Source organism: Enterococcus lemanii (assembly GCF_016909125.1).
In the GTDB taxonomy this organism is placed as follows: domain Bacteria; phylum Bacillota; class Bacilli; order Lactobacillales; family Enterococcaceae; genus Enterococcus_I; species Enterococcus_I lemanii.
The window spans coordinates 139927-164738 of the sequence record NZ_JAFBFD010000001.1 but is presented as its reverse complement, the minus strand read 5'-3'; the positions used below and the strand labels follow the sequence as shown (position 1 = coordinate 164738).

Genomic DNA, 24812 nt, shown 5'->3' with positions numbered 1-24812 from the left:
GTTTAAATGTTTGGTCTAGCTTTTCATCCTTGATTTTGATATCTTTATAGCAGAGCATTTGTTTTCCTCCTTGAATTTTGTGTCTAACTTAATTATAAGGGAAACAGATGCTTTTTTGTTATAGAAAGAAAAAGGGTGTTCTTACCAATTTCTTAGTAACAACACCAAATATTATAGACCCCGAAATAAAAGTCACTGCTTTTTTTGATAAATGATAGTAATTTACCAAAGAATTTGCTATCATAAAATTTGAATTTAATGAATGGAGCGAACAATATGTCGAAAATTTTAGTTTTTGGACACCAAAATCCTGATACTGATGCAATTGGAGCAGCCTTAGCCTATGCTAACTTACAACAAACTTTAGGAAAAGAAATTGAAGCCGTTGCGTTAGGTACGCCAAGTGAAGAAACACAATACGCTTTAGATTATTTTGAAATTTCTGCACCTCGTGTTGTAAGTGAAGCAAAAACAGAAGTATCAGATGTTGTTTTGGTCGATCATAATGAATTTCAACAAAGTATCAGTGACATTGCGGATTTAAATATTTTAGCAGTCATTGATCACCACCGAATTGCAAATTTTGAAACAGCGAACCCTTTATATTATCGTGCGGAACCAGTTGGTTGTACAAGCACGATTATTTTAAAGTTATATAAAGAAGCTCAAATTGAAGTGCCACGCGCGATTGCCGGAATGATGTTATCTGCGATTGTTTCAGATACCTTATTATTTAAATCACCGACTTGCACAGCAGAGGATGTAACGGCAGCCAAAGAACTAGCTCAAATTGCTCAAGTAGATTTGGAAGAATATGGGTTAGCAATGCTAAAAGCAGGAACGAATTTAAGTGATAAATCTGTTGAGACATTACTTGATCTTGATGCAAAAAGCTTTACAATGGGAGAAAAAACGGTTCGGGTAGCGCAAGTGAACACCGTTGATATAAAAGAAGTATTTGCGCGTCAAGCAGAATTGGAAGCAGCAATGGCTAGTGAAAATCAAACAAACCAATATGATTTGTTTGTTTTAATTGTAACAGATATTCTAGCAAGCGATTCTTCGTTATTAGCAGTTGGATCAGACCTTGATAAAGTTGAAAAAGCATTTGAAACAACTCTTGAAAACAACCGTGCATTCTTGCCAGGCGTTGTTTCAAGAAAAAAACAAGTGGTTCCACAGTTAACTGAAAGCTTTAATAATTAAAAAAAATAAACGCTTATTGAACCGTTCAATAAGCGTTTTTTAGGAGACAAAATGAAGATTATTTATAATAAAGAAAATGAAACGTTAGAAAAAAAATTAAACGGTCCCGTTTTCTTAAAATTGTGTGCCCTTTTTTCAAGAAAAGAAACCTACATTTTAAGAGAGCTGAAAGAACATTTTACAAAAGAAGAAAAAATAGAAACGCAACTAGAATATCTAATTAAGCAACAAATTATTCAACGTCAAGATCGTCGATACACTCTAAAGTTAGCGAATCCAAGTTTAACAGAAGACCATGAAATGCTTGCACAGTGGGTCGATCGGTTAATCGTTGAACTGCGTGAACAACCAATTCAAGTGCAATTAACTCATTTGATTTTATTGTTACAAAACCCACAAGGATTTTCGCCATTTCTTTTACCTGAAGAAGTAACGTTTGCTTTTTCACACCAAGTAGGTAACGATTTAGGCGTGTTTTATTCAATAGGTTTAGACGAAAATAGTTGCAATTTACCAAATTATTTTTTGTTACAACGTCAAGCCCACACACAAACCCAATTTCCGCAACTTCAACGCTTGATTGGCGATGTTGATCCGGATTATTATATTGACCAAGCTTTTGTTGTGTTAGATAAAATTTTAGCTAAAAGACGTCGAATTCGTTCAAGTATTTTTGTGGAGTCACTGAAAATAGCAGGCGTCATTGAGGAAAAAGAAGAGTGGCAAATCAAGGTGCCAATCGTGAATGATTTAACGAGTAGTTGGTTAAATCCCGATATCCCCTATTTGTTTTCAAAATTAGATTATTATATGCAACGAAGAATTATCGGAGAAATTTTAGACCGGTTGAACTTAACGGATGCAACATTGCTTCAACTTTATCATGAGAAGATTTAAATTAATAGAATGTCTTAAAAGTAGGCAGAGTATCATTCCTGTTGTTATTTTTCAATCCTTTTCCCCATAGAAAAATAGGATGATAACTTTGCCTAACAATAATTTTTTGCATTTAATACATTGTAAACGTTTGCCGTTTGTTGTTATCTAAATTGTAAGCGGAAAATCGCATAAATTCTTTAAAAGTTTGTGAAATCAAGAAAAAATATAAACTGATTAAAAGATAATCTCTAGGAACTTGATTTCTTATTATTAAAATTATGCTATAATTAAATTAATCTTAAATGATAAAAAAGTTATAGAATGAAAACTAGGGGGGGTTGTTATGGTAGGGAAGTTAGAAAAAACTTTTACAGCAGAAGAAAGATTTTTGACGGGCGAGAACTTTTATGTCCAACACTTCCTAGGTGTACAAAAAGAAACCGACAATTATGTCTTTCGAGTCTGGGCACCAAATGCGCAACAAGTTTGGTTGGTCGGTGATTTTAATCAATGGGATGATTCATTACCTATGACAAGACGTGAAATTTCAGGTGTCTGGGAAGTAAAGACCAAGCTCCCGCAAGAAGGGCAATTTTATAAGTTCAAAGTAAAACAAGCAGATGGCAAAGAAATTATGAAAATTGATCCTTTTGCGATACGTTTTGAAGCACGCCCTGGAACAGCAGCCGTTATTCATACGGTTCAACAAAAAAAGTGGAAAGACGGATTATGGCGAGGACGCCAAAAACGTAGCAATCACTTTAATCGTCCGATGAGTATTTATGAAGTACATGCTAGCTCATGGAAACACCACTCAGATGGTCGTCCCTATACTTTTGGCGATTTAAAAGAAGAATTAATTCCTTATTTAAAGAAAATGAATTATACACACGTTGAATTTATGCCTTTAATGGAACACCCTCTAGGTGCCTCTTGGGGTTATCAATTAACTGGTTTTTTTGCTTTAGCTTCTTACTATGGTACACCAGAAGAACTTCAAGACTTTGTGGAAGCTTGTCATCTAGCGAATATTGGCGTTTTTGTCGATTGGGTTCCAGGTCATTATTGTGCAAATGAAGACACGCTTCCTTACTACGACGGGACACCAACTTTTGAATACGCAGATCGCAATCGAGCGGTAAATAACCGTTGGGGAACGCTGCATTTTGATCTTGGTAAGCCGCAAGTTCAAAGTTTCCTAATCTCAAGTGCGTTACATTGGATTGAGTTTTTCCATATTGATGGGATTCGGGTAGATGCTGTTTCGAGTGTCCTTTATTTAGATTACGATGATGGGCCATGGACACCAAATCATGAAGGTGGCAATCGAAATTATGAAGGTTATTATTTTTTACAAAAGCTAAATGCGGTAATCAAACTAGCACATCCAGAAGTGATTATGATGGCAGAAGAGAGCACTTCCCAAACGCAAATCACTGGTCCAATTGAAACTGGAGCTCTTGGTTTTGATTATAAATGGAACATGGGTTGGATGAATGACATTTTACGTTTTTATGAAATGGATCCTCTCTACCGAAAAGACCATTTTAATTTAATTACTTTTTCATTCATGTATATGTTTAATGAAAACTACTTATTGGCTTTATCCCATGACGAAGTGGTTCATGGTAAGAAAAGTTTAATGCATAAAATGTGGGGAGATCGGTATAAACAGTTTGCTCATCTTAGAAATCTATATGCTTTTATGACTGCACACCCTGGTAAGAAACTATTATTTATGGGAAGCGAATGGGGACAATTTTTAGAGTGGAAGTATGACCACGGGTTAGAGTGGGTAGATTTAGATGATTCAATGAACTTAAAAATGCAACATTTTACCCAAACTTTAAACGAATTATACAAAACGGAACGATCATTATGGGAGTTAGATTACTTGCCGGAAACGATTGAATGGATTGATGCAGATAATAAGCAAGATTCGATTTTAACGTTTATGCGAAAAGGAAAAACACGTAAAGACTTTGTTATTGTAGTTGTGAACTTAGCTCCGGTTGAAAGGGAAAAATTTGCAATTGGTGTTCCTTATGAAGGAGAGTATCAAGAGATTTTCAATACCGAACTAGAAGAATTTGGTGGAACATGGGTAGAAAATAATCCGAATCAAAAAACCTTAGCCATTCCTTTTAAAGCGTTTGATTATCAAATTCAGACAATTGTGCCAGCTTTGGGTGTATTGATACTTAAACCCACGAAAATAAAGGTGAAAAAAAGAGTAGTGAAGGGAGGGAAGGGATTGTGACACGCGCTCAATCCCAAAGTGATGAGAAATGAAATGATTGCAATGATTTTAGCAGGAGGACAAGGTACCCGATTGGGTAAGTTGACCAAGAACATCGCTAAGCCAGCTGTTCCATTTGGCGGTCGTTATCGTATTATTGATTTTACTTTAAGTAACTGTTCAAACTCAGGTATTACGAATGTTGGTGTCGTTACCCAGTACCAACCGTTAGCTTTAAACTCACATATTGGAAATGGCGCCAACTGGGGTTTAAATGGTATTGATTCAGGCGTAACCATTCTTCAACCTTATTCTAGCTCGGAAGGAACAAAATGGTTCGAGGGAACTGCCCATGCAATATACCAAAATATTGATTATATTGATCAACAAAATCCTCAATATGTTTTAATTTTATCAGGTGACCATATTTATAAAATGGATTATGAAGAAATGTTACACAACCATAAAGAAAAAAATGCCTCATTATCAGTTGCCGTAATTGAAGTCCCGATGAAAGAAGCTTCACGTTTTGGAATTATGAATACGGATGATAATGATCGAATTATTGAGTTTGAAGAAAAACCTGAAGAACCTAAAAATAATTTAGCTTCAATGGGGATTTACATTTTTAACTGGGCACGCCTGCGAGCTGTTTTGACTAGCAACTACGCAAAAGAAGGATCAATGAATGACTTTGGGAAACACGTTATTCCAGCGTATCTTGACAGTGGAGAAAATGTTGTTGCCTATCGCTTTGATGGGTACTGGAAAGACGTTGGCACAATCGACTCTCTTTGGGAAGCGAATATGGAATTTTTAGATCCTGAAATGGAATTGGATATTCGAGACAAAGGTTGGCGAATTTACTCGAAAAACCGTATCGCACCTCCTCACTTTATTGCGGCAACAGGATCAGCAGAACGGGCTTTAATTTCTGATGGCTGTTATGTGGCAGGCGAAGTTCACCACAGCATTTTGTCAGATGCCGTTCAAGTAAAAGAAGGGACTAGAATTGTTGATAGTGTGATTATGTCTGGAGCAACAATTGGAAAAAACGTTCAATTGAATCGAGTGATTGTCGGAGAAGGCGCTGTAATTGGAGATAATGTTGAATTAAATGGTACCGATGAAATTGCCGTAGTGGGTTATTCTGAAGTGATTGGAGTGACGATAGATGAAGACTAATAAAATGTGTGCTTTAATTGGAAATACGCATCGCTTTGACGAATTATCTCCTTTAACTGATATTCGTCCATTGGCCACTTTGCCGTTTGATAGTAAATATCGTTTAATTGACTTTAATTTATCGAATGTAGCCAATGCAAATATTAAACAACTTTTCATGGTGTTTAATGAAGGTGAAACACGCTCCGTATTTGATCATATTGGTGGGGGGAAAGAATGGAATTTAGATGGTGTTCAAAACCGATTCTTCATTCATATTTATCAAGATTATATTCGTCGTGCGGATAATAATCGGAGCTATTATGATTTAATCATTGATTTTTTAACGAAATCAAAATCAGATTATGCTGTTTTAATGGGCAGTAAGTTCTTATGTAACATTGATTTACGAGCGGTATTACAAATTCATCGAACAAAAAAAGCCAATTTAACGGTTGTCTACAAACGTATGCCAAAAGATAAGTTACACCCATCTGATATTTTATTAAAATTAGACGATGAAAATATCGTTGTGGAAAAAGCTTCTGTTTGTGATGTTGAGCCGACAGAGTTAGTCAATTTATGTACGGATATCTTTATTATTAAAACAGAAACTTTAATTGAATTGTTAAAGCAAAAACAAGCGGCTGGTATTGCGGCAAATATCGAAAGTTTACTTAGAGATTATATCGCATCAGGCATTAATACGACTGCCTATGAATATACGGGTTATTTAAATAATATTTTTGATACAAAATCATATTATGAAGCCAACATGGATATGTTAGATGTTAAAAAATTCAATTCATTGTTATATTCTAGCCAAAAAGTTTATACAAAGATGAAAGATGAAGTGCCAACTTACTATACTGAAACTTCAGACGTGAAAAATAGCCAATTTGCAACGGGCTGTATCGTTGAAGGAACTGTAGCAAATTCTCTCGTTAGTCGGGGAACGATCATTGAACAAGCAGCCAGCGTTCAAGACTCATTAGTATTTGCAAGTTGTGAAATTAAAGCAGGGGCAAGTGTTCGTTATGCTATTTTAGATAAAAATGTGATTGTCGGTGAAGGCGTCCGTATTGAAGGAACACCTGATCATCCGGTAGTTATTGAAAAATCTGCGCACGTGACCTCAGATGTGATTGGGGGATAATAGCATGAAAGTTTTATTTGCTGCGGCAGAATGTGCACCATTTTTTAAAACAGGCGGATTAGGTGATGTTGCAGGTGCTTTACCAAAAGAACTTGCCAACCGTGGAATTGAAACGGTAGTAGTCTTACCCTATTTTACAAAAATGGCTGATGAATACAAAGAACAGTGTGAGGACCTCTTTTCATTTACAGTTCATGTAGGCTGGCGTCAACAATACTGTGGAATTAAACGTCTTGTTTTAAATCAAGTGACTTACTACTTTATCGACAATTTATACTATTTTGACCGAGAAGACTTATATGGTTACTATGACGATGGGGAACGTTTTGCCTTTTTTCAAATGGCAATCATTGAAATGATGGAGAAAATCAACTTCATTCCAGAGATTATTCATGCAAATGATTATCACACGGCGATGATTCCTTTTTTACTTAAAGAAAAATACCGTTGGATACAAGCTTACGAAAAAATCCAAACCGTTTTAACGATTCATAACATTGAGTTCCAAGGACAATATGCCGCAAGTGTTTTACCTGATTTATTTGGAATGGGCACAGAACGGTACGAAGATGGCACGGTTCGATGGAATGAAGCTTTAAATTTCTTGAAAACAGGTATTTTGTATGCGACCCGAGTAAACACAGTAAGTCCATCTTATGCAGAAGAAATTAAAACAACCGCCTTTGGTTCGGGCTTGGAAATTGTTTTACAGATGGAAAGTCAAAAATTAGTCGGTATTTTAAACGGAATTGATTATGCGATTAATAATCCAGCGACCGATCCAATTCTAGTTAGTCATTATTCAGTTGATAATCTTGATGGCAAAAAAGAGAATAAACAGGAACTGCAACGTTTAATGGGCTTGCCCCAAATAGCAGATGTTCCGCTTATTTCAGTTGTTAGCCGCCTAACTTATCAAAAAGGGTTTCATCTACTTCTAGCAGAATTGGAAAATCTTTTACAATTTAATGTCCAATTTGCCTTACTTGGAACAGGCGATCCATTGTTTGAAGAAGGCTTTAGAAAAATAGCGCATCAATACCCAGAAAAATGCGCGATTCAAATTGGCTTTGATGTTAAATTAGCTCAAAAAATTTATGCAGGTTCAGATTTGTTCTTGATGCCGTCTGCTTTTGAACCATGCGGACTTTCGCAAATGATTGCCATGCGTTATGGCACCTTGCCGATCGTTCACGAAGTCGGAGGATTAAGGGATACGGTGGAACCATTTAATCTCTATGAAGAAACCGGGACAGGCTTTGGTTTTGTAAACTTTACAGGTTTTGATATGATGCAAGCAATCAAAGCAGGTATTGAACTTTATGAGTCCAACCCTAACACGTGGTTAAAAATCCAAAAGAATGCAATGAGTCGAGATTTTAGCTGGCAGACTTGTTGTCAAGGGTATCTTGATTTATATGAGCAAATAAAATAAATATTAAACAATCGACTGGGACGAGTAAGGCTTGTTTCAGTCTGTTTGTTTATATAGGAATATTGTTGTTATTAAAAAAAGGGGGAGTCTCAATGGTTACAAAAAAACAAATAGTGAAAGAGTTAAAAAGGAATATTCAACAAAGTTATGCAATGGAATTAGAAGATGCGACACCGCAAGAAATCTTTTATAGCTTAGGTAAAACAATTAAAGCGATATATAACCAAGATTGGCAAAAAACTTGGAAGGATTATATTATAGAAGAGCAAAAGCAAGTCTACTATTTTTCGATAGAATTTTTGCCTGGGAAAATGTTAAAGAGCAATCTACTAAATTTAGGTCTCCTTGAAATCGTTCGTGAAGCATTAAATGATTACAACATTGATTTAGAAGATGTGGCAGCTGTTGAAAAAGATATGGCTTTAGGAAATGGTGGTTTAGGTCGTTTAGCGTCTTGCTTTATGGATTCCTTAGCTTCGTGTGGTTTACCCGGAAATGGGAATGGTATTCGTTATGATTACGGCCTATTTAAACAACAATTTGTTGATGGTTATCAAGTTGAATTGCCTGATGAATGGCTGCAAGATGGCAATGTTTGGGAGATTCGTCGCGAAAGTAAGGCGGTGAATGTGCATTATGGTGGCAAAGTTTATATGGAAAAACAAGCCAATGGCCAGCTAAAACCAATTTATGAAAATGAAATTGTTTTAAAAGCCGTGCCATATGATACCGGAATGGTTGGTTACCAAAATGGTATTGTGAATACAATGCGTCTATGGGGCGTTGAAATTCCAGTTTCTCAAGAAGGTAAGTATCGAACAATTGAAGAACGTCGCGTGTTTGAAGATCTAACAGCTGTTTTGTACCCAGATGATTCAAATGAAACCGGGCGTTTAATTCGTTTAGCGCAAGAATACTTTTTTGTTTCAGCGGGAATCCAGAGCATTATTCGCTATTATCGCAAGCTAAATCGTCCTTGGCACGATTTAAGTGAGAAAGTCGCTATCCACATCAATGATACGCACCCGGCGCTTTGTGTTCCAGAACTAATGCGAATCTTATTAGATGAGTGTGATCTAAATTGGGAATTAGCATGGGATCTTACTGTAAAAGTTATGAGTTATACAAACCATACTATTTTAGCAGAAGCGCTAGAAAAATGGCCGATTTACTTATTGGAACGCGTGGTCCCACGGATGTATCAAATTATTCAAGAAATCGATCGTCGGTATGTCTTATCGATGCAAAATATTCATCCAAATGATTTAATCGAACGGACGCGAATTATTCAGGGCGAATATGTTCATATGGCGAATTTAGCTATTATTGGCAGTCATAGCACAAACGGTGTCGCAAAACTACACTCCGATTTATTAAAATCAGTTGTTTTACATGATTTTTATATAATCTATCCAGAACGTTTTAATAATAAAACGAATGGGATTGCGCAAAGACGTTGGTTGCAAATTGCCAATGAGGAACTTAGCCAAGTACTAGATGAGACAATCGGTAAAACTTGGCGCAAAGACCCTGCGGATTTAAAATTACTGATAAATTATCAAGATGACGAAGCGGTGTTGAAGCGACTTTTTGAAGCGAAAAAGACTAAAAAAATCGCACTCGCACAATACGTAGAAGAAACAACCGGAATTGTCATAAATCCTGAGGCAATTTTTGATGTACAAATCAAACGCCTGCATGCTTATAAACGTCAACTATTGAATTTACTACACATTATAAAACTTTATTTAGACTTACTAGAAAATCCAAAACTGGACATTGAGCCTCGTGTCTTTATTTTTGGTGCAAAAGCTGCCCCTAGTTACACGTATGCGAAGTCAATTATTAAAGTGATTAATGAGGTTGCCCAGTTAATTAATCATGACGAACGAATTCAAGATAAATTAAAAATTGTCTTTTTAGCAAACTACAACGTAACGTTAGCAGAAATTATTATTCCAGCAGCTGACGTGAGTGAGCAAATTTCTTTAGCCTCAAAAGAAGCTTCGGGAACGAGTAATATGAAGTTAATGCTAAATGGAGCGATAACGATTGCTACTTTAGATGGTGCGAATGTTGAAATTCGCGATGCTGTTGGCGATGATAATATTGATATATTTGGTTTAACAGAAGCAGAAGTGTATGCTTATTATGAAAACAAAAATTACTCTTCTAATCAAATTTATGAAAATGATCCAGTGATTAAACGCATATTAGATACTTTAATTGACGGGACAATTCCAAATATTGGAAAAGAGGGCCGTGAGATTTTTGATTCTCTAATTCTTTATAATGATGAGTATTTCTTATTACGCGATTTTAACTCTTATTGTGAAGCACAGACTAAAATTGATTTGGCTTATAAAGATCGTAAACGTTGGGAAAAAATTAGTTTAATTAATATCGCGAATGCTGGCCATTTCTCAGCTGACACAACCGTTAAACAATATGCAGAAGATATTTGGCAAATCGAACCATTATTTGCGCGTAAAAGAAAATAAGAAGGTGATAGGATGACATTTGTTCGCTTTAATCCATGGCAGAGTAATCATAAAAAACCTTTTGGTGCACTCCTTGTTAATAGCCTCGTTCACTTATCAATCGAGGTTGTTTCTGAATTTAATAAAGAAGTTTATTTGGTTATTCATAAAGATTTTCAAGAAACACAAAAAATAAAAATGGAAAATGGAGAAGGTCATTTCTATACATATGAATATTTTCTCAATCAGGGAAAAGGATTGTATTTTTATCATTTTGAAATTCAATCATTTATTGGGGATCAAATAATTAATGAATTTTTTGGCGCTTCCGAAGATGGCGGTGCGGGAGTTTTTTATTCCTCAGAGACATTGACTTGGGACTTTCAAATTACCTGTTATGAAAAAGAAGAAACGGCACCAGATTGGTATCGTGAAAGCGTATTTTACCAAATTTTCCCTGATCGTTTTTATAATGGTAATCCAAATGAAGTTGTTAATCATCCTAAAAAAAATTCTTTTTTATATGGGACAAAATCTGATTTACCACTTTATATTAAAGATAATCAGGGGGAAATTTTACGTTGGGATTTCTTTGGGGGAAACTTAAAAGGAATTCAAGCTAAAATACCTTATTTAAAGAAATTAGGAATTACGGCGTTATATTTAAATCCGATTTTTGAAGCAGCGAGTAATCACCGGTATGATACAGGGGATTTTTTGAAAATCGATTCTGTGTTAGGAACAGAAGCGGATTTTCAAGCATTGATTGATGAGCTGCATAAAAATGACATGCGCCTTGTTTTAGATGGCGTCTTCAGTCATGTCGGACAAAGGAGCCGTTATTTTAACGTTGATGGTAGCTACGGTGAACAAGAAGGAGCTTATCAAAATATCCATAGCCCCTACTATTCATGGTTTAAGTTTACCGATTATCCTGATAAGTATGATTCTTGGTGGGGGATTAAAGACCTCCCAACGATTGATAAGGCAAACGAAAGCTATCGTGCTTTTATTTATGGGGAAAAAGATAGTGTCATTTCAAAATGGACCCAAATGGGGGTAGACGGTTGGCGTTTAGATGTAGCCGATGAGTTGCCAGATGATTTTATTCAAGGGATTCGAAAGACATTGGATTATTCAAAAGAAAAAGTTCTGATTGGCGAAGTCTGGGAAGATGCGTCAAATAAAATTTCATATCGCATTCGGCGTAATTATATATTTGGTGATCACTTGCACGGTGTGATGAATTATCCTTTGCGCAATGCGATTATTAGTTTATTAAACAATGAGTTGCCCCCAGAGAAAATTGCCAAATCTTTAATGAAGCTTTACGAAAATTATCCCAAAGAAGTATTTATGAATAGCTTTAACAACATCGGCACGCATGATACTGAACGGATTTTAACGGTTTTAAACCAACAAACAAAAAAATTAAACCTTGCTTTTGGCTTTTTAATGAGTTTTTTAGGTTCGCCTTGTATTTATTATGGTGACGAATCAGGAGTACTCGGTGGGAAAGATCCCGATAATCGCCGCTTTCATCCTTGGGAAAATGGGCAACAAGAAATTTATGATTTATGTCAAAAATGGATTCACACGCGGAAAAACCATCTGCCACTTATTTATGGTGATTTAAGTCTCTTTTATAATGATTCTTTATTTGGTATTTTACGTTCATATCAAGGAGAGTATGTTGCACTAGTTATTAATCCAAATAGCAACGCCTTTTTGATTGAAGAACCATTAACCTTTATCGCAGAAGAAACTAAAATAAGCGAGGATTTAAATCAAAGACTATTGAATCAGCGAATCTTAGACAATGATTTTTTGTTCCTTGTAAATGGAAAAAGTGTAAACATCTAATAATCTTTTTTAATTGCTATTTGTTTTGGTGTAAATTGTGTTACTATGGAAGAAATCTTGTATTAAAGGATGAATCATAATGATAGATAATCAAAACATTAAACGAAAACATGCTCGTTTTCCAGCTTTTTCAGACGATCAAGGGGTGAAAATAACTTCCTCGAAAAAAAGAAAACCTTTCTCAGATGACGAGGATTGGATTATCACTAATCTGTCTGAAACACCTTATTATTCAAAGAAAACAGCAACTGAACAAAAAAAAGAACTGCGTCGTTCTCCGCGAGTTGCGGCTGCGAAAACCGGACAATCAATTGAGCAAAAAGAAGAATTAAAACGCCATCGGTTAAATTTACCGGATTATTCTAAAAGAGGGACGTTCGAATTAACGGATACAGGAAAAAGACAACTTTTTGGTGAAACGACACGTCAAGCTTCTTACCAAGTCAAGGAGAAAAAAGCAGAAACAATTGCTACTCCTAGAAAAGATTTTTCAGGGCGTGCACGTTTTACACCGAAATATGTGCCAGCTTCGATTATTCCAGATGAAGAAAAAACAACAATTAGTGAAAATGAACTAATGGCTTCCATGGAGAAAAGCAAGGAAAGTTATATGCTTTTTGATCATGGAATGGCTGCTTATCAAGAAAAAAAAGAGCAAGACCCAAGTGTTAGGAAATTTTACGGAAATGAAGTATCTTCTGCTCCGACTGAAAAAAAAAGAACGGTTCTTGACCACTCTTTAGAAAATTTAATTGAAACCGAACAAAGTGCAACTGCCGAAAAATCGTATTTTAAGTCGTTATAGCGAACTTCTAGGTGGTCAAATCAATAAAAATACACCAATCATGCAATCGATTCTTGCGTGATTGGTGTATTTAGATTTTAGAAAAATAATTTTTTATTTTTGGCGATAACTAGAAAGAAAATCGCGCATCCGTTGGCTAGTCATTTTTAATTGTTCTAAATTAGGTAAATAAACAATTCGAAAATGATCAGGACTATGCCAATTAAAGCCTCCGCCATGAACTAATAAAACGTGTTTTTCATGTAGGAAATCTAAAACAAATTGCTCATCATCTAAAATGTTGAAACGCTTTGTATCAATTTTAGGGAAGATGTAAAAGGCTGCTTTAGGTTTTACGGCTGACAATCCCGGGATATCATTGATTGCGTTATAAATGAATTCTCTTTGTTCATAAACTCTTCCCCCAGGTAGTAAAAGTTCATCAATACTTTGATAGCCTCCTAGAGCTGTTTGAACAATTTGTTGCGATAGTACGTTAGAGCATAAGCGCATAGAAGATAGCATATTTAATCCTTCGATATAGCCTTTAATGTTTTTCTTATTACCACTAATTGCCATCCATCCCACACGAAAACCAGCAACACGGTGAGATTTTGACAAACCGCTAAACGTAATCACCGGCCGATCAGGTGCTAGCGTCGCAATATGATAATGTTGATGTCCATCCATAACTAAGCGATCATAAATTTCATCAGAAAAAATAATTAAATCAAACTCGCGTGCAATTTTAACAATTTCTTCTAAAATTTCTTTTGGATAGACAGCGCCAGTGGGGTTATTGGGATTAATTAAAACAATTGCTTTTGTTTTTGAAGTGACTTTTGCACGAATATCAGCAATATCAGGATTCCATTCACTTTCTTCATCACAAATGTAATGAACGGCTTTTCCCCCGGCTAGTGAAATAGAAGCTGTCCAAAGTGGATAATCGGGCATGGGCACTAAAACTTCATCCCCATTATTACATAAACCTTGCATAGACATTGTGATTAACTCGCTCACACCATTACCTGTATAAATATCGTTTATAGATAAGTTAGGGAAGTTTTTTAGTTGATAATATTGTTCAATGGCCTTTCTGGCTGAAAAAATTCCTTTTGAGTCAGAGTATCCTTCAGAGTCACGAACATTTAAAATTAAGTCCCGGACAATTTCATTTGGCGCTTCAAAACCAAACGTAGCTGGATTGCCTGTATTTAATTTTAAAATGCTAATCCCTTCATCTTGCATTTTTTCAGCTTCTTCTAAAACAGGTCCACGGACGTCATAGCTAACTCCTTCAAGTTTGCTTGATTTTTCGAACTTTTTCATAGGCCATCCTCTTTCTTGCGTTATGATTGAATATCCAATTTATTAGTTATAAATGATTGTTAATTATACCAAATAAAACGACTTCATACGTATAAAAAAGTAATTTTCTAACAATTCCTTATCTTTTTTTAGCGAAATAGAAGAGGGCATTTAATTATGGATAGAAATTTATTTTTTTATATTGACTTTACTCGCAATTGTCGGTAAAATTCATTTGTTATGTTATAAACGCAGACGTGGTGGAACGGCAGACACGCACGCTTGAGGGGCGTGTGAGCTAGGCTCGTGTGGGTTCAAATCCCATCGTCTGCATAAAAAAGTTGAGGAAGAGTCTGTTACGTCTCTTCCTCAACTTTTTTTGTTAAAAATAAAAAATTTAAGTAAATGATTTTATTGATTCACCGATTCACAAATTTTCTTACTAATAACCATTCGGCCATTATATTTTTCCATCATTTCAGCAGAAGGTTCGTTGACTTGAACTAATACGGAGTTTTCATATTCCCTTTCAATGATACCGAAATACGTGTAGTTGTTCCATTTAAAAATAACCTTTGTTTGCGCTTCCATTTACATCGCTCCTAATCATTTGACTGAATAACCAAGTATTTTATTGATAAATAACCTTTTTTGTTATTATGTGCTAAAATAAGTGAAATGGAAAATGCAAATTCGCATATTTGGAGGATTTATGGAAGAATCGGTACAGACGTTTGGTCAAACATTAAAGACGTTAAGGAAACAAAGAAAATTAACACAAAAAATGCTTGCAGAAGGGATTTGTGCTCAAAGTCTGATTAGTCGAGTTGAAAATGATGAGGAGTTACCAAATGCGTTGGTTTTGCAGCAAATATGTCAACGACTAGAAGTAACCATGGATCAGTTGATGTTGTCTCAAGTTGAAGAAATTACAGAGCTTAATCGTAAATTTGATGAGATTCATACGCATTTTATTCAAACGAATTATGAAAAAGTCTATACATTAATCCATGATGAAAATTTTATTAACCAACTACAGTTAGAGGTTGATTTACAACGTTACTACTATTATTTAGGAAGTTGTCAATATTATGCTAAAAACCAAAATCAATTTGCAATTGAGTCTTTAAAACGTGGAATATTGTATACTTATGGTCAAAATAAGAGCAATATTTCAACAATTGAAATTCAAATGATTAGTTGCTTGGGCCGTGTTTATGGTGAAAGTGGGCAATTAGAAGAAGCGTTGAAGTGCACGCGCTATTGTTACAACTGCCTTAAAGAAATGCCAAACGAGCGAAAAACATTTGAACTTGTGAAAGTTGCTTATAACTATGCAGATATTTTATTTCAATTAAAAGAGTTGGATTTGGCTTTGGAAGCAATCGAAGAAGGATTCCTCTTAGGTCAGCAGTTCAGCAGTTATTACTATTTAAAAGAATTATTTTTATTAAAGGGATTGATTTTACAAAAAAAAGAAAAAATGCTTGAGGCTTCTGAATACTTTGAATTAGCTGAAATGATTAAAAAGATTGAAAACGGTTAAGAAACCAACTTGACTTTACTTGCTATTAGGAGTAATTTTACATGTAGATTAGTAGATAAGGAGCGATTATTAAAGATGAGAACATTTGTATTCGCAGATAAATTCTTTTTTAAAGCAGCAACAAAAGAAAAAGGCTATTTAGAAATTATTGATGGAAAATTCGGGGATTATACGCACACTTTACCTGAAGAAAGTGAAATCAATGTCCTTGACTATAGCGGCCAATGGATTGCGCCGGGTTTAGTTGACACGCATATTCATGGTTATATGAACCATGATGTAATGGACAATGATGCAAACGGAATCAAAGTAATGTCTGACGCATTATTGGCTTGTGGCGTTACGTCATTTTTACCGACGACATTAACTTCAAGTAAAGAGTTATTAACCAAGGTTGCTACAACAATTGGTGAAGTCAAAGAGCAAGTGACTGGTGCAAAAATTCAAGGAATCTACTTCGAAGGACCTTTCTTTACAGAAGAACACAAGGGGGCGCAAAACCCAATCTATTTTGGTGACCCAGACCTAGAAACATTCAATGAGTGGCAAAACGCTTCAGGTGGAATAATCAAGAAAATTGCTTTAGCTCCAGAAAGAAAAGGAGTGAAGGAATTTGTTGAGGCAGTCACGAAAGAAGGGGTCGTTGTTTCTTTAGGTCACAGCAATGCGACGTTAGAAGAAGCACGTGTAGCTGTTGAAGCCGGTGCTAGCGTTTTTGTGCATGCGTTTAATGGGATGCGTGGTCTAAACCACCGCGAACCAGGGATGGTAGGCGCACTGTTAACTTTAAATGACGTCTTTTCAGAATTAATTTGTGATGGGCATCATGTGCACCCACATGCAGCAGAAGTCTTAATTGAAAAAGCAGGACATGACCACGTAGCACTTATTACCGATTGTATGATGGCCGGTGGCATGCCTGATGGAGATTACATATTAGGTGAGTTTCCAGTCGTTGTAAAAGAAGGCACAGCAAGAATGGCTGAAGGAAATCTTGCAGGCAGTATTTTAAAATTAAAAGAAGCGATAAAAAATGTCGTTGATTGGGGACTCGCAACGCCCGAACAAGCAATTTTAATGGCAAGTTATGTTCCGGCTCTGAGTTGTAAAATTGAGGATACTTGTGGCATGATCAAAGCTGGTCGAGCAGCCGATTTCATTGTTTTAAATCCGGATATGACTTTAGCAGCTACTTATTTAGATGGTGTTGAACGTTTTAAAGCTTAATAATTCGATAAAAAAGGAAGAAGGCATTTGAATTCTTCTTTTTTTATTTAGGAAAAAAGTCCTTGCAATGATACAATAAGAAGTGAAAGCATAACAAGGAGCGTTTGAGAACATGAGTTATATACAAGTAAATGACGTAGTAAAAAAATATCAAATGGGTGACACTGAAATTATTGCAAATGACCATGTAACCTTTGAAGTTGAAAAAGGGGAAATTGCGGTTATTCTAGGACCAAGTGGTGCAGGGAAATCGACTGTTTTAAATATTTTAGGTGGAATGGATAGTTGTGATAGTGGACAAATTATTGTTGATGGGACGGATATTGCTGATTTTAGTGATCAACAACTTACAGGGTATCGGCGTACCGATGTTGGCTTTGTTTTTCAGTTTTATAATTTGGTTCCTAATCTAACGGCACGTGAAAATGTTGAACTAGCTTCTCAAATTGTGCCAGATGCTTTAAACCCGGAATCTGTCTTATTTGACGTGGGTTTGGGTCATCGAATGAACAATTTTCCTGCCCAACTTTCAGGTGGGGAACAGCAACGCGTAACGATTGCTCGAGCATTGGCAAAAAAACCGAAGCTGTTACTTTGTGATGAACCCACAGGAGCACTTGATTATGAAACGGGAAAACAGATATTGCAAATTTTAGAAGAGGCAGCTCATAAATCGGGTACAACCGTTGTGATTATTACCCATAATTCCCAAATTGCACCGATGGCTAATCGAGTGATTCGGATTAATGATGCAAAAGTTCGCAGTATCGAAATAAACGAAAATCCAACGCCTATTTCTGCGATTGAATGGTAGGTGATTAAATGCAAAAAAAAGCATTATTAAAAACAAGTATACGGGAAATTAAAAATTCGCCAGGTAGATTTTTATCAATCTTAGGCATTATTTTTTTAGGAGTAGCCTTTTTTGTTGGCATTGGGGCAACTGGACCAGATATGTTACGGGCTTCAAATAACTATTATGAAGAAACCCAATTAGCGGATTTGACGCTCTACTCTTCTTTGGGCTTCTCAAAAGAAGATCAAAAGTTAACAGAAAAAGCTGATTTTGTAGAATCTGCAACTTTACAATATTTATTTGATATTTATTTAAGTGATAAAAATCAAGTTTTTCGTTTAATGAATTATGAATCAAACAATCCATCAAACCAGCTAACACTCATCGATGGAAAATTCCCCCAAGAAAAAAACGAGATACTTCTAGATAATAATGCAGCAATTGGGCAAAAATATAAAATAGGGGATTCATTTGATATTTTATTAAAAGATGATCCTGATGAACAATTAAAAGAACATCGCTTCAAAATTGTTGGTTTTGTCAACACCTCTGAATTTATCGATCAAACAAAACGAGGAAACACCAATGTTGGGAATGGTTCAATTGATTATTTTGCTTTTTTACCGACGGAAGCTTTTAATATGGATGCATACGGTCGGATGCTTATTCGATTTCGTAATTTAAATGACCAAGTAGCTTACACGACAACGTATGATGAGTTAATGGTTAAAAATGAAACACAATTAAAACAACTCTTAGCACCGCGTAAAAAAGAGCGATTAAAAGAAATTCAAGAAAAAGCCATGAAGGAGCTTCTCGCAAATCAAAAAAAAATAGATGACGCGAACGAACAAATTACAGATGGAAGCAAGCAACTAGCTGATGCAAAAGAACAATTAGAATCCGGTGAAGTAGAACTTGCCACCAATCAAAGCAAGTTTGATTTGGAAATTGAGCGTGCACAAACGGAAATCTCCTCGCAAGAAAAACAATTGATTTTAGCGCAAGAAGAACTTGACCAACAAAAAAAAATGTTGGAAGAAAAACAACGTGAATTGGATGTAAATAAAGGAAAAGTCGAGGCCTTAACGGAACAACTTACCCAGCTAAATTTACAAAAAGAACAGCTAGAAGCCGTTGTACAACAGCTACAAGAATCAATGGTTCTCTATCAAGAGATGATGCAATATGCGAATCAACTGGCAAATTTAAGTCCAGAAGAAAAAGTCGTTGCGCTTGAAGGCTTAAAAAGTTACTTAGTGCTACTTGGTCAAACGTTACCAACAACTTCGGAATTACAAAATTTAATCACTCTTTTACTTGACGGCTTAACGGTTGAAAATCTTGATTTGGCGATAGAACAGTTAAAGCAATTAGAAAAATTAATGAATGAACAGTATATTCAAGCGCAAACGACGATATCCCAATTAGAAGTCCAGATGAATGAGTTAGCAAATGCAAAAGAGACACTTGCGGCAGGACAGGCTCAAATTGATGCGGGTCGAGTAGAATTAGAGACGGCCCAAGCCCAAATCAAGTCTGGACAAACACAACTAGCTCAAGGGAAACTTGACTTAGCACTTGAAAAACAAAAGGGACAACAGCAATTAACAACTGCTAAAAGTGACTTAGCGGAGGGCCGGGCACTTTATGAGACCAACTTAGCCGAATTTGAAAAATTAAAAAATGAGAAATTGCCTGAGTTAAAAAAAGCGCAAAAGAAATTAAATCAAGAACGCGAGAAAGTAATGGCATTAAAAGCTGCAGAGTATACTCTTGTCAACCGCGATAGTAATCCTGGTTATATTGAGTATAAACAAAACGCCAATCGAATTACTTCGATTGCGACGGTCTTTCCAACGATTTTCTTTTTGATTGCCGCTTTGGTTAGTTTGACAACAATGAGTCGGATGATTGAAGAAAAACGTGTTGAAATTGGGACGTATAAGGCTTTAGGGTATCGTAATCGTGAAGTGGCCTTGAAGTTCTTAATTTACGCACTTGCAGCTGGAGTGTCAGGTACCTTTTTAGGGCTCGCTTTTGGGTTTTATATATTTCCCATGATTATTATTAATGCTTATGGACAACTTTACAGTATTACAGAATTTTCCACTCCATGGTATTGGTCGTACTCACTAATTGGGTTAGTGGTCGGATTATTTTGTACAGTTGGTATTTCTTTGATTGTTTTACGAGTTGATTTAAGAAGCACGCCTACAACGCTACTTCGCCCCAAAGCACCTAAAGCAGGTAAAAGAATTTTAATTGAACGGATAACGTTTATCTGGCGACGTTTGAATTTTAATCAAAAAGTGACGATGCGGAATTTATTTCGCTATAAAGCACGTATGTTAATGACAATCTTTGGTATTGCCGGCTGTATGGCCATGATTTTGACGGGTTATGGTTTGAAAAACTCCATTGGCGACATTGTTCCAATTCAATTTAGTCAAATATGGACATATCAAGGGATTGTAAGCTTTGACAAAGAAGCAACCGAAGAACAAACAAGAGCTTATCAAACGACACTTGAAAAATTTAGTCACTTAGAAGCGACATTAGCGTTAGCTTCAGAAGTCTTTACTGCTGAAAAAAAAGGGCAAAATATGCAAGACGTGACGGTTTATGTCCCTGAAAACACCGCAATATTACCGCAATTTTTCTTAATGAACGACCGTAAGTCCGGTAATACTTATGAATTGACGGATGAGGGGGCTGTCATCAATGAAAAGCTAGCCAAAATATTAAATGTTTCGATCGGCCAGTCCATTGAGTTGAAAAATGCGGATAAAGAAGTATTTAAAATAAAAGTTGCTGCTATTGTCGAGAACTATGTCGGGCACTTTGCATACTTAACGCCGAAGTCTTATGAAACTATTTTTGGCAAAGCGCCACAATATAATAGCGAACTATTACTATTTGAAGAATCGTTAACCAAATCTGAAGAAAAAAAGGTGGCTAATTCGTTGATGGCGTTAGATAAAGTCGTGAATGTCACTTTCTTATCGGACTCCTCGACTGCTCTAGACGATACAACGAATGTTTTAAATATTGTCGTTTGGGTTTTAATTATTTCAGCAGGTTTATTAGCGTTTATTGTTTTATATAATTTGAACAATATTAATATTTCTGAAAGAATTCGTGAATTATCGACCATTAAAGTGTTAGGTTTTTATAACAAAGAAGTGACGATGTATATTTACCGTGAGAACATCATCTTGACGATTTTTGGAATTGGCTTTGGCTTGTTTTTTGGGAAGATTCTTCACCGATACGTGTTACAGACGGTAGAATTAGATATGCTAATGTTTTCGCCTACCATTCATCTCACTAGTTATGTTTTCGCAAGTTTAATTACGATCTTCTTTACCATCGTGGTAGGAATTGTAATGTATTATAAGTTAAAAAATGTCGACATGATTGAAGCGTTAAAATCAAATGAATAAAACAAGCCAAGCACAAAAATGATGCCATCGTTGTGCTTGGCTTGTTTCTTTAATTTTCTTTGGTCGTGTTTTTTAAAGGAATGAAGTAGTTTAAACCAACCGCAATCATAGTCCCAATGAAAGTGTCAATGACCCGCGCAATAGCGTAAGATAATGACTCTTCACCACGCATACTTAAAGTAATCAAAAGCAAAGTTGAGACGCCAGAAATAATTCCTGCTTGATTCTTTATGCCGTCTGAGATAATAATCACAAGTGCAACAAAAACCGGGACCAAAATTAATTCAAAAGCAAACTGAAACTGAAATTGGTTTTGAATCAAAATATAAATAATTGCCAGGCTCCCGCCAAGTGAATTGCTCAAAATACGAGATTTCCCAAAACTTAAAGTTGTTGGTAAGTCTTGGCGCATTGAAAAAACAGCAGACAAGGCCGCAATCATGGGTTCCCCGCGATTAGTTAGATGAAAAATTAAAATACACAGCATAACAGCAAGTGCTGATTTAAAAGTACGCATCCCAAAACGAAAATTCCCAAAGCGCATTCGTAAAATCCCCCGTTCCTATATTTCTTTTTGATAGACTAGCTTCACAATGAATAATTAGTTATTATGTTACCACAAGGTTTGGTTACTAGACAAAGATAAAAAAAGAAAGAGAGTAAATTTTTATGAAAATTGGTTTGCGCACGTTAAAAACAGTCGTTGCTTGTTTACTGGCGATGTTATTAGCGAGTCACCTTAATTTAATTTATGCCCCTTCCGCTGGGATTATTGCAATTTTAAGTCTTGGAAACACAAAAAAGAAATCCCTTAGTGTCGGTTTAGCACGTTTTTTTGCGTTAATCTTAGCAACGATCCTTTCGTTTCTTACTTTTGGCTTATTAGGTTTTAATGCTTATGGTTTTGCCTTATTCTTACTACTATTTATCCCTCTTACAGTAAAATTTTCACTAACAGATGGCATTGTTGTAACGTCGGTTTTAGTTACGCATTATATGCTTGAAAAACATTTTTCAGGATGGTTAATTTTAAACGAGTTTTTATTGATGACAATTGGAGTAGGGATGTCTTTGCTTTTGAACTTGTATATGCCGAATTTAGAAGAAAAATTAAAAAGAGCACAAGATGAAATTGAAGAAGGCTTTCGTCAAGTTTTTCAAGAGATGTCGAACTCTTTAAATAAAAAATCACAAAAAGACTTACTTGAACGAACCGATCAATTATCCAAGGCGATTCAATTTGGCTTAAATGAAGCCATGGTTCACCAAGAAAATCATTGGTTAAGATCAAATTATTATTATGAAAATTATTTCCTAATGCGTAAGTCTCAGTTAAGGTTGATTGAAGAGATGGTAGCCTTGCTTGAAAAAATCCAAACAAAAGAAGAATTAGTCGAAGATTTGCGGATTTTGCTAAGCAACACGAGTCAAACTTTATCAGAAGAAAATGATGGACGCCAAATTTTAAAAGAAATTTCTTGGGTTTTGGAAAGCTATCGACTAAAGCCGATGCCTAGTAATCGATTGGAGTTTGAAAACCGTGCCCGTTTATTTCAATTTCTACAAACGTATAAAAACTTCATTGAAATTAAGACAGAATTTTCAAATATAAAGTACCATGGCGATTAACCCTTATAGCAAAAAAAGCAAACCTAGAGTCAAATTTTACTAGGTTTGTTTTTTTATCGTGTGTTATTTGGCCCATAAAGTTTGCATGGTATCAAGGATTTTTATTACGTCAATGGTCAGTGGCAGTGTGGAATTATGCGTTGATTGGATGCTTTTGACCATTTGTTCGATTTCATAATTAAGGGCTTGCTCGGTTTCGCCTAGCTGGACAGATTCGACCTTCCCATCTAAATAGGTAATCGTTGCAAAATCACTGCGAGGGTATTCAGGAATGGTTAAATAAGCTTTTTCATAGGCAACAATACCCGTTTTTGGCATTTTTGCTTGGAAAGTTAAAGCGACGGTGGCCATTTCATCTTGGGTGTTTTTTAAAACAGTAATAGACTGCTCATCCACACCTGTTTCAAATGGTAACATCTCGCTGAAAAGTACTTTTGGCGTTGTCGACATAAAATAACGTGCAAATGAAACGGCATACGTTCCAATGTCTAGTAACGCGCCGCCAGCTAAATCAGGATTAAAAAACCGATTGGTTGGGTCAGGCTCTTTGTAACTACCAAAAGGAGCTTGAATCATTTTCAGACGCCCAAATTCGTTGGCAGCTGCTCGCTCTTTTAAGTGAGCGTATAAAGGCATATTAAAAATAGTCATTGCTTCTTGCAAGATAAGTTTTTTCTCATTGGCAATTTGAACTAATTCCATTAACTCTTGGTAATTTAATGTCATTGCTTTTTCACATAGGACATGTTTATTTGCCAGTAAGGCTTTTTTGATGTAGCTGTAGTGTAATTGATTCGGAACAGCGACATAAACAATCTGTAATGCAGGGTCTTCAAGCATCGCTTCAAAATCTGAAAACACATGTGGTATCTGATGTTTATTGGCGAATCTTTTTGTTTTTTCAAAATCGCGTGCACTGACAGCGTATAAATGGCTATCCGTTTGATTAAATTGATGTGCAAATTGTTCGGCGATGTCTCCAGTCCCGACAATTCCCCAATTATATTTTTCCATAATGAAGCCTCCTAGGTTATAATATATTATAGTATAACAAAAGAAGTTAAGTTTTGGTCAATATTTGAATAGAAGACTTCTTCTTTGGTCAAAAATCAATTACATTAAATAGGAGGTATTTTTTTTATGCATGAAATTTATATCACTTTGATTTTAGGTGGATTGAGAGAAATTTACCAGTCAGAAGCAGAGTTTTACGAACAACAATTGGGAATCTCTAAAGAACGTTGGGATAACTGGAAAAAAGGGAAAACCCAATTATCAGCTGAAGAAAACCAAAAAGTAAAAAATATATTTAGTGACTATGAGTGGATGCTATTACAAAAAATATTGCGTCAAACAATTATTTATCCTGAAAAACGACAAGTGGCGGTTTTAGAGTATAAAAAAATGAAAATAAAAATCGCAAAAAAATGGTTGAACTCAAGTGGTGGAGTTGTTGAAATAAAGCAATTAAATGATTCTCCTGAAGAAGCTTTTATTGATTTAAGGGTTAGTTTGGAATATGGCGAATGGGGTTTTGACGATGTTTTAAATTTTAGGTTACCAGCAGAAATCCAAAATCAAATAGTTCGTCAAGAAGTGGCATTATTAGATTGGATTAATCAAGAGTTAGCAGAAAATTATGTATAAATCT

At 35.6% G+C, this 24812-nt stretch carries 18 protein-coding genes, 1 tRNA gene and 1 pseudogene; 16 read left to right on the top strand and 4 right to left on the bottom strand.

The genetic code is table 11. From position 1 onward, the window contains the following. Positions 1–276: 276 nt before the first annotated feature. From JOD14_RS00750 to JOD14_RS00710, 9 genes are all read left to right on the top strand, one after another. A complete protein-coding gene (locus tag JOD14_RS00750) occupies positions 277–1206 on the top strand; it encodes a manganese-dependent inorganic pyrophosphatase (protein ID WP_204652767.1) in 930 nt (309 codons plus the stop codon). A gap of 51 nt (positions 1207–1257) precedes the next feature. Then, positions 1258–2103 carry a DUF1803 domain-containing protein gene (locus JOD14_RS00745; protein ID WP_204652766.1) on the top strand — a complete coding sequence of 282 codons (846 nt, stop codon included), beginning with the start codon at positions 1258–1260 and terminating at the stop codon, positions 2101–2103. A gap of 325 nt (positions 2104–2428) precedes the next feature. Further along, positions 2429–4345 (top strand): 1,4-alpha-glucan branching protein GlgB, encoded by a 1917-nt coding sequence (gene glgB, locus JOD14_RS00740; protein ID WP_204652765.1) that lies wholly within the window; start codon positions 2429–2431, stop codon positions 4343–4345. 21 nt (positions 4346–4366) lie between these two features. Further along, positions 4367–5509 carry a glucose-1-phosphate adenylyltransferase gene (locus tag JOD14_RS00735; protein ID WP_204652778.1) on the top strand — a complete coding sequence of 381 codons (1143 nt, stop codon included), beginning with the start codon at positions 4367–4369 and terminating at the stop codon, positions 5507–5509. After that, entirely contained in the window at positions 5499–6644 is a 1146-nt protein-coding gene (gene glgD / locus JOD14_RS00730; RefSeq protein ID WP_204652764.1) for a glucose-1-phosphate adenylyltransferase subunit GlgD, read from the top strand. Before JOD14_RS00735 ends, glgD begins: the two co-directional genes overlap by 11 nt. Before the next feature lie 4 nt (positions 6645–6648). After that, positions 6649–8079 carry a glycogen synthase GlgA gene (gene glgA / locus JOD14_RS00725; RefSeq protein ID WP_204652763.1) on the top strand — a complete coding sequence of 477 codons (1431 nt, stop codon included), beginning with the start codon at positions 6649–6651 and terminating at the stop codon, positions 8077–8079. 92 nt (positions 8080–8171) lie between these two features. Then, a complete protein-coding gene (locus tag JOD14_RS00720; protein ID WP_204652762.1) occupies positions 8172–10580 on the top strand; it encodes a glycogen/starch/alpha-glucan phosphorylase in 2409 nt (802 codons plus the stop codon). A 12-nt stretch (positions 10581–10592) separates the two neighbouring features. Further along, entirely contained in the window at positions 10593–12422 is a 1830-nt protein-coding gene (locus JOD14_RS00715; protein ID WP_204652761.1) for a glycoside hydrolase family 13 protein, read from the top strand. Between the two features lie 79 nt (positions 12423–12501). After that, positions 12502–13227: a hypothetical protein gene (locus JOD14_RS00710; RefSeq protein WP_204652760.1), complete on the top strand. Its 726-nt coding sequence runs from the start codon at positions 12502–12504 to the stop codon at positions 13225–13227. A 93-nt stretch (positions 13228–13320) separates the two neighbouring features. On the opposite strand, the gene JOD14_RS00705 is transcribed toward JOD14_RS00710, so the two are convergent. Continuing rightward, positions 13321–14538: a pyridoxal phosphate-dependent aminotransferase gene (locus tag JOD14_RS00705; protein ID WP_204652759.1), complete on the bottom strand. Its 1218-nt coding sequence runs from the start codon at positions 14536–14538 to the stop codon at positions 13321–13323. Between the two features lie 230 nt (positions 14539–14768). Here JOD14_RS00705 and JOD14_RS00700 point away from each other — a divergent pair. Continuing rightward, positions 14769–14850: transfer RNA gene (locus JOD14_RS00700), tRNA-Leu, on the top strand. Between the two features lie 78 nt (positions 14851–14928). On the opposite strand, the gene JOD14_RS00695 is transcribed toward JOD14_RS00700, so the two are convergent. Beyond that, on the bottom strand, positions 14929–15108 hold the full coding sequence (locus JOD14_RS00695) for a DUF2187 domain-containing protein (protein WP_204652758.1): 180 nt from the start codon (positions 15106–15108) through the stop codon (positions 14929–14931). Between the two features lie 121 nt (positions 15109–15229). Here JOD14_RS00695 and JOD14_RS00690 point away from each other — a divergent pair, with 121 nt between their 5' ends. From JOD14_RS00690 to JOD14_RS00675, 4 genes are all read left to right on the top strand, one after another. Next, positions 15230–16063 carry a helix-turn-helix domain-containing protein gene (locus JOD14_RS00690; RefSeq protein ID WP_204652757.1) on the top strand — a complete coding sequence of 278 codons (834 nt, stop codon included), beginning with the start codon at positions 15230–15232 and terminating at the stop codon, positions 16061–16063. A 75-nt stretch (positions 16064–16138) separates the two neighbouring features. Further along, positions 16139–17290, top strand: a complete 1152-nt coding sequence (gene nagA, locus JOD14_RS00685) for an N-acetylglucosamine-6-phosphate deacetylase (protein WP_204652756.1) — start codon at positions 16139–16141, stop codon at positions 17288–17290. A 112-nt stretch (positions 17291–17402) separates the two neighbouring features. Continuing rightward, complete coding sequence (locus JOD14_RS00680; RefSeq protein WP_204652755.1) at positions 17403–18104, top strand: ABC transporter ATP-binding protein; 702 nt, start codon at positions 17403–17405, stop codon at positions 18102–18104. A gap of 8 nt (positions 18105–18112) precedes the next feature. After that, the gene (locus JOD14_RS00675) at positions 18113–21532 is read left to right on the top strand and encodes an ABC transporter permease (protein WP_204652754.1); all 3420 of its coding nucleotides are present in this window, start codon (positions 18113–18115) and stop codon (positions 21530–21532) included. Positions 21533–21587: 55 nt separating this feature from the next. On the opposite strand, the pseudogene JOD14_RS00670 reads toward JOD14_RS00675, so the two are convergent. Next, positions 21588–22076 (bottom strand): annotated as a pseudogene (locus JOD14_RS00670) (FUSC family protein); the annotation flags it as partial. Between the two features lie 125 nt (positions 22077–22201). Between JOD14_RS00670 and JOD14_RS00665 the strand changes: the two are divergent. Then, entirely contained in the window at positions 22202–23161 is a 960-nt protein-coding gene (locus tag JOD14_RS00665) for an aromatic acid exporter family protein (RefSeq protein WP_204652752.1), read from the top strand. Between the two features lie 63 nt (positions 23162–23224). Here JOD14_RS00665 and JOD14_RS00660 read toward each other — a convergent pair whose 3' ends face one another. Continuing rightward, complete coding sequence (locus JOD14_RS00660; protein WP_204652751.1) at positions 23225–24175, bottom strand: Gfo/Idh/MocA family protein; 951 nt, start codon at positions 24173–24175, stop codon at positions 23225–23227. 126 nt (positions 24176–24301) lie between these two features. On the opposite strand from JOD14_RS00660, the gene JOD14_RS00655 reads away from it, so the two are divergent. Further along, positions 24302–24808, top strand: a complete 507-nt coding sequence (locus JOD14_RS00655) for a hypothetical protein (RefSeq protein ID WP_204652750.1) — start codon at positions 24302–24304, stop codon at positions 24806–24808. The last annotated feature ends 4 nt before the right edge of the window (positions 24809–24812 follow it).